The sequence below is a fragment of the Lentibacillus populi genome (assembly GCA_014642895.1).
GTDB lineage: Bacteria > Bacillota > Bacilli > Bacillales > Amphibacillaceae > Lentibacillus_C > Lentibacillus_C populi.
This window is the reverse complement of the sequence record BMJD01000001.1, coordinates 249,427-265,616: the sequence shown is the minus strand read 5'-3', so window position 1 is coordinate 265,616 and position 16,190 is coordinate 249,427. Positions and strand designations below refer to the sequence as shown.

At 39.3% G+C, this 16,190-nt stretch carries 21 protein-coding genes; 8 read left to right on the top strand and 13 right to left on the bottom strand.

Going from position 1 to position 16,190, the window contains the following annotated elements; all coding sequences use genetic code 11:
* Window positions 1-268: 268 nt before the first annotated feature.
* From IEX12_RS01340 to IEX12_RS01305, 8 genes are all read right to left on the bottom strand, one after another.
* Complete coding sequence (locus tag IEX12_RS01340; protein ID WP_188724573.1) at window positions 269-1,027, bottom strand: class I SAM-dependent DNA methyltransferase; 759 nt, start codon at window positions 1,025-1,027, stop codon at window positions 269-271.
* Between the two features lie 3 nt (window positions 1,028-1,030).
* Window positions 1,031-1,390 (bottom strand): ribosome silencing factor, encoded by a 360-nt coding sequence (gene rsfS / locus IEX12_RS01335; RefSeq protein ID WP_230855983.1) that lies wholly within the window; start codon window positions 1,388-1,390, stop codon window positions 1,031-1,033.
* 1 nt (window position 1,391) lies between these two features.
* Complete coding sequence (gene yqeK, locus IEX12_RS01330) at window positions 1,392-1,964, bottom strand: bis(5'-nucleosyl)-tetraphosphatase (symmetrical) YqeK (protein WP_088050706.1); 573 nt, start codon at window positions 1,962-1,964, stop codon at window positions 1,392-1,394.
* A complete protein-coding gene (locus IEX12_RS01325) occupies window positions 1,951-2,520 on the bottom strand; it encodes a nicotinate-nucleotide adenylyltransferase (RefSeq protein WP_088050707.1) in 570 nt (189 codons plus the stop codon). Before IEX12_RS01325 ends, yqeK begins: the two co-directional genes overlap by 14 nt.
* Before the next feature lie 93 nt (window positions 2,521-2,613).
* Window positions 2,614-2,904, bottom strand: a complete 291-nt coding sequence (yhbY, locus tag IEX12_RS01320; RefSeq protein WP_088050708.1) for a ribosome assembly RNA-binding protein YhbY — start codon at window positions 2,902-2,904, stop codon at window positions 2,614-2,616.
* A 1-nt stretch (window position 2,905) separates the two neighbouring features.
* Window positions 2,906-3,754: a shikimate dehydrogenase gene (aroE, locus tag IEX12_RS01315; protein ID WP_088050709.1), complete on the bottom strand. Its 849-nt coding sequence runs from the start codon at window positions 3,752-3,754 to the stop codon at window positions 2,906-2,908.
* 13 nt (window positions 3,755-3,767) lie between these two features.
* A complete protein-coding gene (gene yqeH, locus IEX12_RS01310; protein ID WP_088050710.1) occupies window positions 3,768-4,868 on the bottom strand; it encodes a ribosome biogenesis GTPase YqeH in 1,101 nt (366 codons plus the stop codon).
* Between the two features lie 2 nt (window positions 4,869-4,870).
* Window positions 4,871-5,386, bottom strand: coding sequence for a YqeG family HAD IIIA-type phosphatase (locus IEX12_RS01305; RefSeq protein ID WP_088050711.1), 516 nt, complete (start codon window positions 5,384-5,386; stop codon window positions 4,871-4,873).
* A 670-nt stretch (window positions 5,387-6,056) separates the two neighbouring features.
* On the opposite strand from IEX12_RS01305, the gene IEX12_RS01300 reads away from it, so the two are divergent.
* The 8 genes from IEX12_RS01300 (at window position 6,057) to sigK (ending at window position 12,713) form a co-directional block, all read left to right on the top strand.
* Window positions 6,057-6,197 (top strand): sporulation histidine kinase inhibitor Sda, encoded by a 141-nt coding sequence (locus IEX12_RS01300; protein WP_088050712.1) that lies wholly within the window; start codon window positions 6,057-6,059, stop codon window positions 6,195-6,197.
* A gap of 284 nt (window positions 6,198-6,481) precedes the next feature.
* Entirely contained in the window at window positions 6,482-8,809 is a 2,328-nt protein-coding gene (locus IEX12_RS01295) for a Na+/H+ antiporter subunit A (protein ID WP_088050713.1), read from the top strand.
* Complete coding sequence (locus tag IEX12_RS01290; protein ID WP_088050714.1) at window positions 8,810-9,148, top strand: Na(+)/H(+) antiporter subunit C; 339 nt, start codon at window positions 8,810-8,812, stop codon at window positions 9,146-9,148.
* On the top strand, window positions 9,141-10,622 hold the full coding sequence (locus tag IEX12_RS01285) for a Na+/H+ antiporter subunit D (RefSeq protein ID WP_088050715.1): 1,482 nt from the start codon (window positions 9,141-9,143) through the stop codon (window positions 10,620-10,622). The genes IEX12_RS01290 and IEX12_RS01285 overlap by 8 nt, the downstream gene beginning before the upstream one ends.
* 6 nt (window positions 10,623-10,628) lie before the next feature.
* Window positions 10,629-11,105, top strand: coding sequence for a Na+/H+ antiporter subunit E (locus IEX12_RS01280; protein ID WP_088050716.1), 477 nt, complete (start codon window positions 10,629-10,631; stop codon window positions 11,103-11,105).
* Entirely contained in the window at window positions 11,102-11,413 is a 312-nt protein-coding gene (locus IEX12_RS01275) for a Na(+)/H(+) antiporter subunit F1 (protein ID WP_088050717.1), read from the top strand. The genes IEX12_RS01280 and IEX12_RS01275 overlap by 4 nt, the downstream gene beginning before the upstream one ends.
* Window positions 11,394-11,771 carry a monovalent cation/H(+) antiporter subunit G gene (gene mnhG, locus IEX12_RS01270; RefSeq protein WP_088050718.1) on the top strand — a complete coding sequence of 126 codons (378 nt, stop codon included), beginning with the start codon at window positions 11,394-11,396 and terminating at the stop codon, window positions 11,769-11,771. The genes IEX12_RS01275 and mnhG overlap by 20 nt, the downstream gene beginning before the upstream one ends.
* Before the next feature lie 237 nt (window positions 11,772-12,008).
* On the top strand, window positions 12,009-12,713 hold the full coding sequence (gene sigK, locus IEX12_RS01265) for an RNA polymerase sporulation sigma factor SigK (protein WP_088050719.1): 705 nt from the start codon (window positions 12,009-12,011) through the stop codon (window positions 12,711-12,713).
* 112 nt (window positions 12,714-12,825) lie between these two features.
* On the opposite strand, the gene IEX12_RS01260 is transcribed toward sigK, so the two are convergent.
* From IEX12_RS01260 to udk, 5 genes are all read right to left on the bottom strand, one after another.
* The gene (locus tag IEX12_RS01260; protein ID WP_188724572.1) at window positions 12,826-13,065 is read right to left on the bottom strand and encodes a YrhC family protein; all 240 of its coding nucleotides are present in this window, start codon (window positions 13,063-13,065) and stop codon (window positions 12,826-12,828) included.
* A 247-nt stretch (window positions 13,066-13,312) separates the two neighbouring features.
* Window positions 13,313-14,002, bottom strand: coding sequence for a 5'-methylthioadenosine/S-adenosylhomocysteine nucleosidase (gene mtnN / locus IEX12_RS01255; RefSeq protein ID WP_102415073.1), 690 nt, complete (start codon window positions 14,000-14,002; stop codon window positions 13,313-13,315).
* Window positions 14,003-14,078: 76 nt separating this feature from the next.
* Complete coding sequence (locus tag IEX12_RS01250) at window positions 14,079-14,741, bottom strand: YrrS family protein (RefSeq protein WP_102415072.1); 663 nt, start codon at window positions 14,739-14,741, stop codon at window positions 14,079-14,081.
* A gap of 106 nt (window positions 14,742-14,847) precedes the next feature.
* The gene (greA, locus tag IEX12_RS01245; RefSeq protein WP_088050723.1) at window positions 14,848-15,324 is read right to left on the bottom strand and encodes a transcription elongation factor GreA; all 477 of its coding nucleotides are present in this window, start codon (window positions 15,322-15,324) and stop codon (window positions 14,848-14,850) included.
* Between the two features lie 190 nt (window positions 15,325-15,514).
* Window positions 15,515-16,180 carry a uridine kinase gene (gene udk, locus IEX12_RS01240; RefSeq protein WP_088050724.1) on the bottom strand — a complete coding sequence of 222 codons (666 nt, stop codon included), beginning with the start codon at window positions 16,178-16,180 and terminating at the stop codon, window positions 15,515-15,517.
* Window positions 16,181-16,190 lie beyond the last annotated feature (10 nt).

Genomic DNA, 16,190 nt, shown 5'->3' with positions numbered 1-16,190 from the left:
TTGTTGATGTTCGCTGGTTTATTGTTGATGTTCGCTGGTTTATTGTTGATGTTCGCTGGTTTATTGTTGATGTTCGCTGGTTTATTGTTGATGTTCGCTGGTTTATTGTTGATGTTCGCCGTTTCCGATAACCGGAAACGGCGAACATCAAGGTACTGGTATTACGAACCCGGCGTAGTGTGGAGAAAAATGAGGGTCTAGCTTCTTACTCTTTCTATTCGACAAAAGTCTTGAAAATCCTGCTACCAAAATAAAAAGCAGAAAAATTCTATTTTCCTGCCCTTTTTTCAGCAATAAAGAAGATTCTCTCGGTGTTTTCCTCTATACTATCCTGTTTTACGGAAAAATCACCGTATATATTGCGAATTTCAAACCCGGCTTCGTGTAATAATTTTTTATAAACATCAATCGGAAATGTCCGCTGATGGTGATATTCATCAAATCGAATATACTTGTCGTTCGCATCTGCAACGAAAAAGGTTAAGTCATGATGCATTTCTCCTTCTACTTCACCCGGCGTACAGAACCAAATATAAGAAACATCCTCATCAACTTCTGAAAATGTCATATTTGCTAAATCGTTTTGCACATGGTATAGGGAGTGCACATCAAAAAGAAATAATCCTCCAGCTTGAAGCACTTTTGCTGTATGGCGAAAAACCGTCCTTAGCTCTTTTTCCGTTGTAATATAATTTATTACATCGCAATAACTGATAACCGCATCCATACCGTTAATGCCTTCCAATTCCCGCAAGTCCTGATGAATCCAGAGAATCTCAGTACCTTCACTGATTGCATGCTGCTGGGCATAGCTTAACATCTCTTCAGAAGAATCTACTCCGGTCATGTTGTACCCCAGCTTGGCTAGTCCTGTTGTGATTCGACCTGTACCACAGCCTAAATCCGCTACATACCGAATCGTTTTACCGGATTGCTGGAAAACATCTATTGTTAATTCAAGCCATTTATCGTATGGTGCATCATCCATCAACTGGTCGTAAAAATTTGCCATTTGTCTGTATGCCATTGTTTACCCTTCCTGTCCGTAGCTAAGGTTCACACGGGAAGCATCGCCCCACAAACGTTCCAAATTATAATAACTACGTTCATCTTTATGAAAAATATGGCATACAATGTCGCCGATATCGACCAGTATCCAACGTGCCTGTTCAAAACCTTCTAATCGTTTGACAGTAATTCCGGCCTCCTCAACCGTATCTTTAATCGACCGGGCAATCGCTTGTACTTGCCGTTCGTTCGTCCCATGACATATAAGAAAGTAATCTGCCACCAATGAAACATTCTTCATATCTAAAGCTATAATATCTTCAGCTCGTTTATCATCACAAGCCTCTGCTACATTTTGCACAATTTCCAGGGTGTCTTTCAAATTAGTAACCTCCATTTATTTGTTTCGTCAAATCATTATAAGCATGAAAAGTATCCGGATAAATACGTGAACCTTTTCCCATTAAAAATTGAATGGTATTTCGCAGTGTTAGCCAGCAGCTGCGGATTAAATCGTCCTGTGCCGCTTCCCTTACTTCTTCTAAGCCAGGGAACGATCTGCCTGGCTCGATATAATCGGCTAACAGTACGATCATTTCCAGTTTATTCATATGTGCTTTCCCTGTTGTATGATAGTGGATAGCACCAAGCACCTGCGTATCGTGAATGGCTTGCTCCTGACGTACCAAAATCGCCCCAACAGGCGCATGCCATAGTTCATGATGATAAAGCAATAAATCATTCGGAAGTGAACTTGACAAAATCAGCTGACGCATTTCATCTAATGAACGAAATTTTGCATAATCATGAAAAATAGCAGCGAGTTCTGCTTTTTCTTCTGAGACATGAAATCGTTTTGCTAGTTGAACCGCTGTTCGGGCAACCCGCAATGTATGTTCGAACCGCTGTTCCGTTAAATGAGGTTTAACGGCTGCAATCCATTCATTCCTGTTCATATAATCGCTTCCCTTTAATATAACTTTCCACATCTTCCGGAAGTAAATATCGTGTTGACTGGTTTCTGCTAATCCGCTCTCGGATTAGGGTTGAGGATACATCGATCATCGGAATATCTAATGCAATAATTGGAAAATCTGATTGCAAGTGGTATCCTGTGCGTCTCACACCGACAAATTTCACGATATTTATTAATTCATTGATCCGATCCCACTTCGGTAAATATTCGACCATATCGGCACCGATAATAAAATAAAAGGTTGTATCAGGATAGGTATCAATCAATACTTTCATTGTATCAAACGTATATGATTTCCCTAAACGCTCTACTTCAATTGTATCGATTTTAAATGTATCATTCGATGCAATCGCTCTTTCAAGCATGGCAATCCGATTGTTTGCACTTGTTCTGGCTTTATGCTTATGTGGTGGTTCATTGGATGGAATAAACCAGACTTCCTCTAGTGCAAGCTTATTTTTTACTTCTTCCGCAATCAGTAAATGTCCCAAATGCGGTGGGTCAAAGGTTCCTCCTAAAATTCCAACACGTTTCATGACAAACTCCTTTACGTTATACGCAGGAAGCATTAATTTAAATAAGGCGCCCGGAATGGCAGCTAATCGTTTTGGCTTTTTTGAACAGTCTTTTTAAGGTAGTTGAATATGTTTATTTTCTTCTGACTCTTTGTACAAAACAATGTTGTTCCCAATGATTTGAACGATTTCTGCTTCCGTACCTTCTGCTAATTTTACTGCGACATCATCTTTGTCTTCTAAACAATTTTGTAGAACGCTTACCTTTATTAATTCTCTTTTTTCCAATGCTTCTTTCATTTGTTCAATCATATTTTCGTTTACACCATCTTTGCCAACCTGAAAAATCGGTTTCAGATGATGCGCTTCTGAACGTAAATAGCGTTTTTGCTTTCCGGTCAACATATTATCTTCCCTCCAGAATTTGCTGTAATTGATTTTCCATATCATCGATTGGAACATGCTTCATTGTCCATAATTCAAATGCATATTGCGCCTGGTAAAGGAGCATGGTATGACCATAATGGGTGTATGCTCCCCTGTTTTTTGCTTGTTTCAGGAATTCAGTTGTGATTGGCTGATAGATAATATCACTCACAACACTGTCCTTTTTTAAAGAAGGAGCAAGCTGGATAATGGATTTATCCTGATTTGGTTTCATTCCGACTGAAGTCGTTTGAATAATCACGTCATAATGATCCAGTTTGTTCCCCAAGCCAGCTAATGATAAGACCGCCGTATTGGTTTGATCCTGCTGCAATTCCGTGATCGCTTCAGCACTTGATACCGTACGGTTGGCAATATCAACATAATGGAACCCTGCTGTTACAAGTGCATCATAAATCCCTCTCGCTGCCCCGCCAGCACCAATGATCGCTATTTTTATATCTTTATCAGCAAACACAGCTGGATAATGTTGTTTTAATGACCGTGTATATCCTTTTCCATCTGTATTATAGCCGATCCATCTTCCGTTTCGGCTAACGACCGTATTAACTGCACCAATACGTCTTGCTTCAACGTCTAGGTCATCTAAATAAGGAATAATTTTCTGTTTATAAGGAACTGTTACATTAAAGCCATTGATATGTTCCCTTTTTAAGTCAGTTAACCTTTGTTCAAATGATTCGTCGGGTGTTATTTCTACAATGGAATAGCTGCCGCTTAATCCTGCTTTCTTTAAAAATTGTTCATGAATCCATGGTGATAACGAATGCTGAATTGGATAACCAATCAATGCAAATTGAAAACTCATTTAGATTTCCCCTTTAAATCAATGATTTTCGTATGGAAACGGAAACGCCTTTAGGACTATGGGCCGTTACTGTCGTTTTCTGACCCGCGACACTCACCCAGCCTAGACCCGGGAAGACGATGTCAGTTTTGTCACCTTGTACACGATAGGTTGTTTCCGTAAGTGCTGGCAGTTTCTCCATCGTCTCTTGATCTGGTGGTGATAGAAGTTCACCTTTATGCTCAACGTATAATGTATCGGCGTTGTCCATTTTTGTTCGGTGAATCGGTAACCCATTGGCAAAATAACAGACAAATGATTGCTTTTCCCCTTTTACATAGTCTAAGCGGGCAAGGCCACCGAAAAATAGGGTCTGACCACTGTTCAACTGGTAAATTCTCGGTTTTATTTCCTTATTCGGCGTAATGATCTTTAAATCATGCTTGGATACGTAATGGGCAATCTGTTGTTTGTTGACAATTCCTGGCGTGTCAATTAATACAGCCGTATCATCCAACGGAATTTCAATAAACCCAAGCGTAGTTCCAGGAAAGTAGGAAGTCGTTATGACATCATTCGTACCTGTTGATCGATTGATTAACCGGTTGATAAAAGTGGATTTCCCGACATTCGTTGTTCCGACAATATAAACGTCCTTCCCGTCTCGATGATGCTCAATAGCCTCTGTTAGTTCGGCAATTCCATGTCCTTTTGCCGATGAAATCAGAAAAACGTCTTTTACGATGATACCCATTTCCTTTGCAGATGCCCGAAGCCACTTGATAAGTTTTCTTTGATTCGTTGACTTTGGTAATAAATCCATTTTATTTCCAACTAAAATGATCGGGTTATTACCAGTAATCCGTGGGAGGCTTTTAATAAGACTTCCACTAACATCAAATATATCAACAATGTGAACGACAAGTCCGCTTGTTTCCCCGATTCGACTAACCAAATTTAAAAAGTCCTCATCGCGAATCGAAACCGGTTGTACCTCATTATAATGTTTTAAACGAAAGCAACGCTGGCATAAAGTGGTATCTTTTTGTAATGCTGTTTCCGGCGTATAACCTAGTTTCTTCGGGCTTGTCGTTTGGATTGAAATGCCGCAGCCCTGACAACGTATTTTTTCCACTACTATTCCTCCCAGGTAATTTTTCCTTTTTTCCGCATATAATGTAAGATACGTCGCTCAATTTTCCGGTTTATCCTTGTCATTTTTCCATCGGTTTGGACGATCGGCACAACTAATATCGTATAAAATCCGGCAAAATTACCACCAAGAACATCTGTCATTAGCTGGTCACCGACTACAACAATTTCATTTTTTTTTAAATTCATTTGCTTTGCAGCTGTTTTAAATGCATGTCCAAGCGGTTTTCTGGCACTATATACGAATGGTGTAGCGAGTGGTTCTGAAAAAATTTTCACTCGTTCTTCGTTATTATTCGAAATAATCGTCACCTTGATGTCGTGTTCCTTCATCAATTTGAACCATTGAACAATTTCGGGTGTTGCGTCTTTCACATCCCAGGCGACAAGCGTATTATCCAAATCGGTAATGATTCCTTTTATCCCTTTTTGCTTTAGTACGCCAGGATGAATATCAAATATACTCTTCACGTGCTCATTCGGTAAAAACTTCTTCAGCAACTGTCACACCTCATTACTCTATTCCCTTACTGCAAGTTTATATTATACCTTAATCCTATAATAACTTTCCAGAGAAGAAAAGCGGAAGCGTCCGGTTAGCGGCGTATGGACTGGACTGAACCGCAGGAGATAAAGGAAACATGCCCCTGCAAAAGGGGTATGCCGACGTTGGCCGCAAAGGCCGTTCTTAGTCGGCCTTCCTTCGTCTCCCGAGCCGATGTTGACTTATCGTACGGAGGTGAAGGAAGTCCACTAGCCGCTGGGCGCTGGAGCTGGACATGGCCGTTTTCGGTAATGAATTAATAAAGAAAAATTATACACTTAGTTTATGTTATATGAAAGTGTAATGGGGAACGAAAAGGGTTCTTCTTTCCATCTTCTCTGAATATTTTTGTATGTTTATGTCAATTTATTAAAGATATGCTTGATTTCAGACAGTTTCTTGCAAAAACCGTTCGACAAATTCCTCCATTTTTCGCCTTGTGGATAACATTACTAACATTATCCACATTTATAGAATGGTATTTTAGGCATACTTTTTTGCTTTTATGCACAAGTTATCTACAGGTGATTGTAGATAACTATCGCCTTGCCCAACTCTATTATTCGTGGTAAATTATTATTAACTTCAAAATGGAAGTATTACTAATTTACCAGGAGGGCTGTATTTATGGAGCATTTGTCAGATGAGCTATTGCTGGAATCCTATCGCAAAGCAAATGAATTAAATTTAAGCCCTGATTTTATCCATTTAATTGAACAGGAAATTCATAGAAGATCATTACTGCACAAAGTAAAATGTCCAAGTTAATAAATAGTATGAAAACATGAATAATATGCAACTTTTTGCTAACTCTTGTCATTTTTATGAATGATAGGGGTTTTTTATTTTTCTGAACCTGATAGTATGATAAACTAACGTTGGAATACCATACATAAACAGGACCCAGTTCTATTTTCTTACTGATTACTTACTGCTTGACTTGATTCAGGAACCACTAGCCGCACCCGCGCAACGGTTTTTCTATCCTCAAATGTATCTTTCGGTGTAGAATTAGATGGTAGGCTAAATTAGAAAAGGAGGACTTCCACTAGATGATTTTCACAGTTTTAATACCACTTATACTTGCATGTTTTATCCCATTACTTAGCAAAATCAAAGAAAAAATACATACTGGTGTTTTTGTGTTTTTCATTCCTTTTATTATTTTTCTTTATTTTATCCAATTTGTCGGCAATGACTTTTCTCCAGTCCGGCAAACATTTAGATGGATACCATCACTTGGAATCAACCTGGATTTTTATTTGGATGGGCTAAGCCTTTTATTTGCTTTGTTAATAAGCGGTATCGGTGCTCTGGTTGTTTTATATTCGATTTATTATTTAAATAAAACGGAGCGGTTGGGGCATTTTTATGTATACTTGTTAATGTTTATGGCGGCCATGCTTGGTGTTGTTTTATCCGATAATGTTTTTGTTCTGTATACATTTTGGGAGCTGACATCAATTTCCTCCTTCTTGCTTATCGGTTACTGGCACTTCAACGAACGGTCCCGCTATGGGGCATTAAAATCGATGCTAATTACTATTTTTGGCGGGTTAAGCATGTTTGGTGGTTTTGTGCTGCTTACAGTCGTTACAGATACAACAAGTATCCAAGCAATGATAGAACAGAAAGATGTAATCTTAAATAGTACTTATTTACCACTAATTTTAGGATTCATTTTGCTTGGCGCATTTACAAAGTCAGCACAGTTTCCTTTCCATATCTGGCTCCCGGATGCAATGGAAGCTCCGACTCCAGTTAGTGCATATCTCCATTCAGCAACGATGGTAAAAGCAGGGCTATTTTTGGTGGCGCGTTTTTCACCGGTTTTCTCTACCTATGAATGGTTCTTCATTATTGTTAGTCTTGTAGGGATTGTGACATTATGCTGGGGCTCCTACATGGCTGTAAGACAAACTGATTTGAAAGCAATCCTGGCATTTTCCACGATCAGCCAGTTGGGGATGATTATGGCAATGCTCGGATTTGGTACCGAAATCGCTGTATTTGCTGCCGTATTTCATATTTTAAACCATGCAACATTTAAAGGAAGTCTTTTTATGGTTGCGGGTATCGTTGACCATGAAACAGGAACCCGTGACATTCGTAAGCTTGGCGGACTTATTACATTTCTACCAATCACGGGCACGCTCGCCTTGTTTGGGACGTTCTCAATGGCAGGAATACCATTGCCATTCTTAAACGGTTTTTACAGTAAAGAGTTATTTTTTGAATCCAGTCTTGATTTGGCAGGCGCCAGCACATTTGCCGATCTTTTGGCACAGGCAATTCCATACCTTGCTGTGTTCGGAAGTATTTTCACTTTTGTTTATTCCTTATACTTCTTATTCGGAACATTTGCAGGAAAAGCCGACCTTGCCAAGCTGCCGAAAAAACCACATGAAGCACCATTCGGCATGCTCGTTTCTCCGATTATACTTGTACTGGGTGTCATCTTAATCGGTCTGTTTCCAAATGTCGTAAACGGAACATTCCTGGCACATGCTGCGGAAGCAATCAAAGGTGTATCGATTGAGAAACATATTACATTTTGGCATGGATTTAATTACACCCCACTGCAAATGACATTGATTGTTGTTGGACTTGGTCTTGTACTTGTTTTGACCCGAAAAAAATGGGCAGGTGCTTATCATATCCTGCCTGGCAAATTAAGCTTAAACAGATTGTATAATGCCATATTGGATAAACTGGACGATTGGACAAAAGATGTAACACAATCTTATATGACTGGATCATTACGGCTGTACGTCGCAATCATCATTGGGGCGACGCTTGTAGTAACGGCAATTGTTATGCTTGTAACTGGCGGCTTCAACATCCAATTTAATGATTTGGCCGATGTGACCGCGATTGAGGTTTCTGTAGTGGTGATTATGGTGATTGCTGCACTCGGAACGATAGTTGCAAAAAACAATGTTTCAGCGATATTAATTCTAGGCGTTGTCGGATATGGAGTAGCCATTCTTTTTGTCCTGTACCGTGCACCAGACCTGGCTTTAACGCAACTCGTAATCGAAACTGTTACCGTTGTTTTGTTTTTACTTTGCTTCTATCATATGCCTAAATTACGGAAACGTAATGAATCGGCTGGAACGAAAACGATTAATTTAATTATTTCGATCGGCTTTGGAGCTTTATTGACATTAGTTGGAATTTCCGCCCACAGCAGCAAATGGTTTGATTCGATTGCGGATTATTTTATCGAAACATCTAAGCCACTCGGCGGTGGGCACAACATTGTTAATGTCATACTGGTCGATATGCGTGGCTTTGATACACTATTTGAAATCACCGTACTAGGTTTAGCAGCACTTGCTATCTATAGCCTCATCAAACTGAAAAAGGGGGCAAAATAAGTGGAAATTATCATCTTAATTTTGGCAGGTATATTGTTTGCAACAGCAATTTACAACCTATTACAAAAACAGTTACTTCGCATAATTATTGGAACTGCTCTCTTGTCCCATGGCGCCCATTTATTTATTTTAACCATGGGAAAATTAAAGCGCGGGCAGCCGCCAATCATAATGGAGGGTATTTCGGATTATGTTGATCCCTTACCACAAGCATTAATTTTGACATCAATCGTTATTAGCTTTGGTGTTACAAGTCTACTATTAGTTCTTGCTTACCGGACAGCTAATGAAAATAATAGTGATGATATGGCACAATTAAGGGGTGACGAACATGAGTAATTTAGCGGTATTGCCAATCATCATCCCATTGATATCCGGGATAATTCTGGCTTTTTTCCATAATAAAGTAAACACAGCACGCTGGCTGACCCGAGTATTCATTCTGGTTAACCTTGGTGTTGTCTCTTACATTACATGGTTTGTATTTCACAATGGAACGATTGTCCTGGAAACCGGTGGCTGGAAAGCACCATATGGTATTGTTCTAGTTGCCGATCCGCTCGCAATAACCCTTGTGTTAACAACAAACATTATTGCTGCAGCATGTGCTTTCTATACTCCACATTCCATGGATTTAAAGCAAGAAACACATTATTTTTATACGTTTTTCTTCTTGTTAATTGCAGGGGTATCCGGAGCCTTTATCACAGGAGATTTATTTAACTTATTTGTCTTTTATGAAGTATTATTAATGGCTTCCTATGCACTGATCGTTTTAGGGGGCGGAAAGGTTCAATTGCGTGAATCACTTAAATATGTATTGATTAATCTGTTTTCTTCCGTATTGTTTGTTACATCTGTTGCCTTTCTTTATTCGGTCGTTGGAACAGTAAACATGGCTCATATTGCTGAGCGGGTTCAGGATGTTGATCAGAAAGGTATTTTAACAACCATTGCGGTTCTGTTTTTCTTTGTTTTTGCAACGAAGGCAGCACTGTTTCCATTATATTATTGGATGCCAAAATCATATATTGTGCCAAACCCGGTTATTTCTGCCCTGTTTGGTGCACTCTTGACAAAAGTGGGAGTCTATTCGATTCTGCGCGTGTTTTCGCTCATTTTCATCTATAAACTGGATTTAACCCACCAGGCATTTATTTGGATAGCCGGTTTATCCATGATATTCGGAATAATTGGCGCCTTGTCAACTTCGAATATAAAATTAATTGTTGCCTACAATATTATTCCAGCTATCGGGTTTATTATGATGGGGATCGGTGTGTTCAATCAAGATGGCATTAGTGGTTCTATTTATTATTTGGTTCACGATATGATAATAAAATGTGCCCTGTTCTTATTGGTTGGTACAGTTGCATACGTTGCAGGCACATCGGATCTGCGCAAGTTCAGCGGATTAATTCACTATTATCCATTACTTGGCTGGCTTGTATTTGTTTCCGCATTTGTGCTCGCCGGAATACCGCCATTCAGTGGTTTTATTGGCAAGTTGCTGTTACTAAAAGGAGCATTGTCGGCTAATGAAGTAGCTATTGTTATTTTGGCCTTGCTTTCAAGCCTACTTATCCTTTATTCCATCATGAAAATCTTTATTAACGGGTTTTGGGGCAAAAAGGATGAGTCTATTATTGTTGAAAGAAAACCTGTAAAAGGATTAATTGGGCCAATTGTATTCCTATTAGCCTTTTCTGTTATTCTGGGTTTAGGCGCTGAATTTATATATCCGTCAATTGAATCGATTTCAACCTATTTACTTGATCCGGAAGTTTATATAAAATCTGTTTTAAAGGAGTAGTGGATGATGGCCTTTCAAATTGTCATTAATTTTATTATCGCGTTCATGTGGATGTTTCTAAGTGAGTCCTATTCCACGACAAGTTTTATTGCAGGCTATATTCTGGGAATTCTTTTATTACTGTTGCTGAACCGTTTTGTTCCCGATACATTTTATTTGAACCGGCTATACAAAATCGGCAAGCTCGTTCTTTTATTTATCAGGGAACTGATTTCATCCAATATCGATATCGTAAAATTGGTCTATAAACGAAAGCCCGAATTTGAACCAGGCATTTTTGCATTGCCAATTGATCTAAACAGCAATTGGGAAATTACGCTCCTGGCAAATTTAATTACGTTAACACCAGGAACCTTATCTGTTGCGGTTGCAAATGATCATTCCCATATTTATATACATGCGATGGATATCGATACAATTGACGACTCGATCAAGTCCATTAAGGATACATTTGAAACGGCGATTAAGGAGGTGACACGATGAACAACCTTCTGGACATAACCGAAAAGCTTGTTAACATCTCGGCAATTATCTGTACTATTGGCATATCTATTTCCCTGCTTTTGCTGTTGATTCGGGTTATGGTTGGCCCGTCCAATGCGGATCGGGCAGTTGCTCTTGATGGTATTGGAATTAATTTAATGGGGATTGCAGCACTACTTTCTGTTATCATCGTGACAACGAAATTGAATGATGTTGTATTGTTAATTGGAATCCTGCTGTTCATCGGAACACTGGCTATTGCCAAATATCTGGAGAAGGGTGTTATTATTGATCGAGACGTGGATTAACATCATTTTAAATATTATTATCGTTTTTCTTTTATTAAGTGGCACCTTTTTTATGCTGTCAGGGTCAATTGGTGTCATTCGGTTTCCGGATGTATATACGCGCCTGCATGCAGCGACAAAAGCATCAACGCTCGGAATAGCCGGAATATTGATCGGAGCATTTATATTCCTGTATGTTAGCCATTCCCTTGTCAGCGGCAAGCTGCTGTTAGCGATTGTTTTCACCTTGATTACGGCGCCGGTTTCCGGACATATGATATCAAGAGCTGCGCACCATAACGGGGTAAAACCAGTTACACATAATCGAAATGATGCATATGAAGAAATTATCCAGCAAATTAAGAAGGAGCATTCGTGAAGAAATGCGGAAGCGTCCGTTTAGCGGCTTGAGGACTCTCGCCCTGCCAAGCAGGTAGTTTGGTGAATTGGGCCATATTGCACTAGCCGCTGAGCGCTGGAGCTGGACATCGTAAGCGGCTTTTTGGAAAGCCGCTTTTTAATTTTCTCCTTTAAGGACAGACACTATTTAACTGCAATCCTCATATGGATGTTATATAGGCAAAAGCCCAGCCATCATTTTAGGAGGTGCATGTGTTTGTCAGGAATTCTGAGTGTGCTAGCTTTACTTGTTAAAGAGGCACTATTTTTTGTATCCTATGTGAAAAATCATGCCTTTCCACAACCGCTTCCGCCAGAGGACGAAGCGAAGTACATTAAACAAATGCAAGATGGAGATGAAAATGCGAGAAACAAATTAATTGAACATAATTTACGGCTGGTTGCTCATATTGTCAAGAAATTTGAAAATACCGGCGAGGATATGGAGGATCTGATTTCAATCGGAACAATTGGATTAATTAAAGGGATTGAAAGTTTTTCTGTAGAAAAGGGAACAAAGCTTGCTACCTATGCCGCGAGATGCATTGAGAATGAAATCTTGATGCATTTACGTGCTTTGAAAAAGGTGAAAAAAGATGTGTCATTACACGATCCTATTGGCCAGGATAAAGAAGGAAATGAAATAAGCTTAATCGACATTTTAGAAGCTGAAAATACTGACGTTATTGAATATATTCAATTAAATATGGAGATTGACAAAATGAAAGATTACTTGTCTATCCTCACCGGCCGAGAAAAAGAAGTGATCATTTATCGGTATGGGCTTAACGACTATAAGGAACTAACGCAAAGGGAAATAGCAAAAAAATTAAATATATCGAGGAGTTATGTATCACGGATTGAAAAGAGGGCCTTAATGAAAGTCTTTCATGAATATTTCCGCAATGAACGACGTGGATAAAAGAGTCTTCCACATCCACTTTGCGCAGACTATCTCCTTCTCGCCAGAGCTTGTACCACAGCTCACCTGGCTGTAACTTCAAGACGATAATATAAGCGCGTTGATCATAAAATCATACGCGCTTATTATCCTCTAATTGTAATTTCAGCTTTCGATATTTTAAAACAAATAATGTTGCGGCTGCTGTCATTGCAAAGGAAAGTCCGGTTAAAATCGCACCATCACCTTTTGATTGAATATACGTATCCATTACCGAACCCATATATAAATAAATACTTACGATCAGCAGTGTCATAATAAACCGTCGATAGTCTTTTAGTTTTATTTCAAGTTCTATCATTTTAGGATCCATCATATATTCCCCTTCCCTATTAGTACGTGTAAGAAAAACACTGACGCGTCTTTCTGGATGTCAGAAGCCAGAGGTCGGATTGAAAGAAATCGGCGAGGTAGCCGATTTAAATATTTACTACCTGCCGATTTTTATACCCTATCCTTTCAAAAGTCACCGCTTATCAATTGGTGCATTCTTGAACATCCTCTATTATGCATCATAACATAGATTAATAGGGAACAAGGGAGGTAAATCATGGATTGCGTTATAACTGGCTAACCATCATCATGACTAATTTAGATGCATGCTTTGCAGCTTGTTCCAAAAAAGCATCAAAAGAAATGGATGATTGTTTTCCGGCAATATCTGATAACGCCCGGATAATAACAAATGGTTTTTTATATTGATGACAAACCTGTGCTACTGCAGCGGCTTCCATTTCAGCAGCAATCATAGTTGGAATTTTTTTATTTACAAATGCAACACGCTCAGGATCGTCCATGAATGAATCTCCAGTCGCGATAATCCCCGTTTTTGCTTTTATATCCAAGTCATTCATTGCTTTTACAGCTAATGTGATCAATCCAGTATCTGCAGCAAACATCGCTGGCATCCCCGGAACCTGTCCATATGCATAGTCAAATGCCGTTACATCAACATCATGATGTACTACCTGAGTTGAAATAACAACGTTACCAACTTCCAAATCACTGGCAAACCCACCAGCCGATCCGGTATTAATCACATGTGATGGCTGAAAGCGCTCATGCATAATGGTAGTCGCCATTGCAGCGTTAACCTTACCAATTCCTGACTTCAATAAAACAACGTCTTTGCCACATAATTTTCCTTCGATAAATAAGCAATTGGCAACTGTTATTTCTTTCTGATCCTCCATATTTCCCAGCAAAATCGCAATTTCTTCCTCCATTGCTCCGATGATACCAATTGTCACCAGGACACCTCCTATTAATCGTCGGCTGTTTTTTTAATTATGTCCACTTAACAAAGCTTAAAATGGTGATTCCTGCTTACTGAAATCGGTGTTTTTGATCATTTTCTTTTAACTCTTCAACCTTTGTCGGCTGCCAGCCCTCATTATCAACCCATGTTAAATATACACGGTACGTTTTCGTTTCGTCGTTATCAGAAACGGTAGCAATGACTTGCTGTTCACCACCGCGTTCCAGCCACCATGTCGTCATATTTCCTTCTTCCAGACCTGTTGCTACTCTGGCCGCTTCTTCCATCTCCGCTCGATCCTGAGTTCCTTCATTATAATTTGTTGTATGTGGACCCTGTTGTTCCGTGCCAATTGGCTGCCAATTACCTGTATAAGCTTTTACTACGTTTTCATCATCCGTTTCAACTTGTTCTGTTTCAACATTTTGATTATCCGAGTCGTTTTCATTTGAATCATCTGCAGCCGATTCCTCATCGTCAGACTGATTTTGTTCCTCGGTATTCGATTCATCATCTGCACTGCTATCACCAGGCTTGTCCGCTTGTTCCTCATTTGTTGGATTAGTCTTGTCATTTGGCTCTTCCGCTTCATCGTTGCCACCAAAAATAAACGTGCCGATCAGCACAATTACTAATAATGCCCCAATGACCAGCATAATGGACAGCAGCTTCGTATTTTTTCGCCGTTTTTCAAATTTATTAACCCGTGAATATTTATTACTGTTAACCAAAAACTCAACCTCCCACACTTATCCCTACTATCATATCATATTTTGTATGAGAAATTTATATGATAATTTAAGAAAAGCGGGGCTGTCCCGCTTTTGTATATTCCACCTATTCAACTTTAGTAATCTTAACCTGAATGTCGCCTCCAGGGGTTGAGACGGTAACTTCTGTGCCAATTTCGTGTCCAAGCAGGCTTTTTGCCATTGGCGAATCATTGGAAATTTTTCCTTCAAACGGGTCTGCTTCAGCACTTCCAACAATTTGGTATGTTTCTTCTTCGCCATTCGGCAATTCAACAAACGTAACAGATTTCCCTAATGAAACGATATTCGGATTGTCATTATCATTTTCAATAATTACAGCATTACGGATCATTTTTTCCACCTGGGTAATCCGGGATTCAACAAATGCTTGCTCATCCTTCGCGGCGTCATATTCAGAGTTCTCCGACAGATCGCCAAAACCTCGTGCTACTTTGATCCTTTCGACAACCTCTTGTCTTCTTTCCGTTTTTAAATAATGTAATTCCTCTTCTAACTTCTCTTTCCCCTCTTGTGTCATGTAATAACTTTTCTCTATAGCCATTGAAAACACTCCTTTTTATTCTGCAATGGAAAAATCGGTAACACAGATATGTTTGGTGTACCCATATGGGTAAAGCTTCAGAATAATGCGCATCCGTTTACCTGTCTGTTTGGAAATGGACAAGTATTAACGCCTTATTGGCAGTTACCAGTTGATCTAAAATAATATGCTAACCATTACTATGGCAGATTTAATGTAAATTTTCAATACTTTTCCCTTGTTTGTTTAAACGATTCCTCGACAAAATCGTTTCTATTTTGGTAGCCATAATATCGATTGCAACGTGATTTTGGCCACCCTCTGGAATAATAATGTCAGCATAGCGCTTTGTTGGCTCAACAAATTGCAAATGCATCGGTCTTACGTTGTTAATATATTGATCAATAACGGAATCCAGTGTTCGCCCCCGTTCCTTAATATCCCTTAGGAGACGACGAATAATCCGGACATCGGCATCTGTATCAACAAATACTTTGATATCCATCAAGTCAATCAACCGTGGATCTTCCAGTATCAAAATACCTTCTAAAATAATAACTTCTTTCGGTTCTACCGGTATTACCTTATTGGACCGGGTATGGAGCTTGTAATCATATACAGGCTTTTCAATCGGCTTTTGCTTCATTAAATCGTGTATATGCTGAATAAGCAGGTCATTATCAAATGCGAGCGGATGATCATAATTTGTGTTTAAACGTTCCTCGAACGGCAGATGGCTTTGATCTTTATAATAATAATCCTGCTCAATAACAAGTATTGTTTTATCGGAAAAGCGCTGGCAAATGGAACGGGTTACAGTGGTTTTCCCGCTGCCGCTCCCCCCGGCAACCCCGATAACAACTGGTCTTTCACGCATGGATTAACAT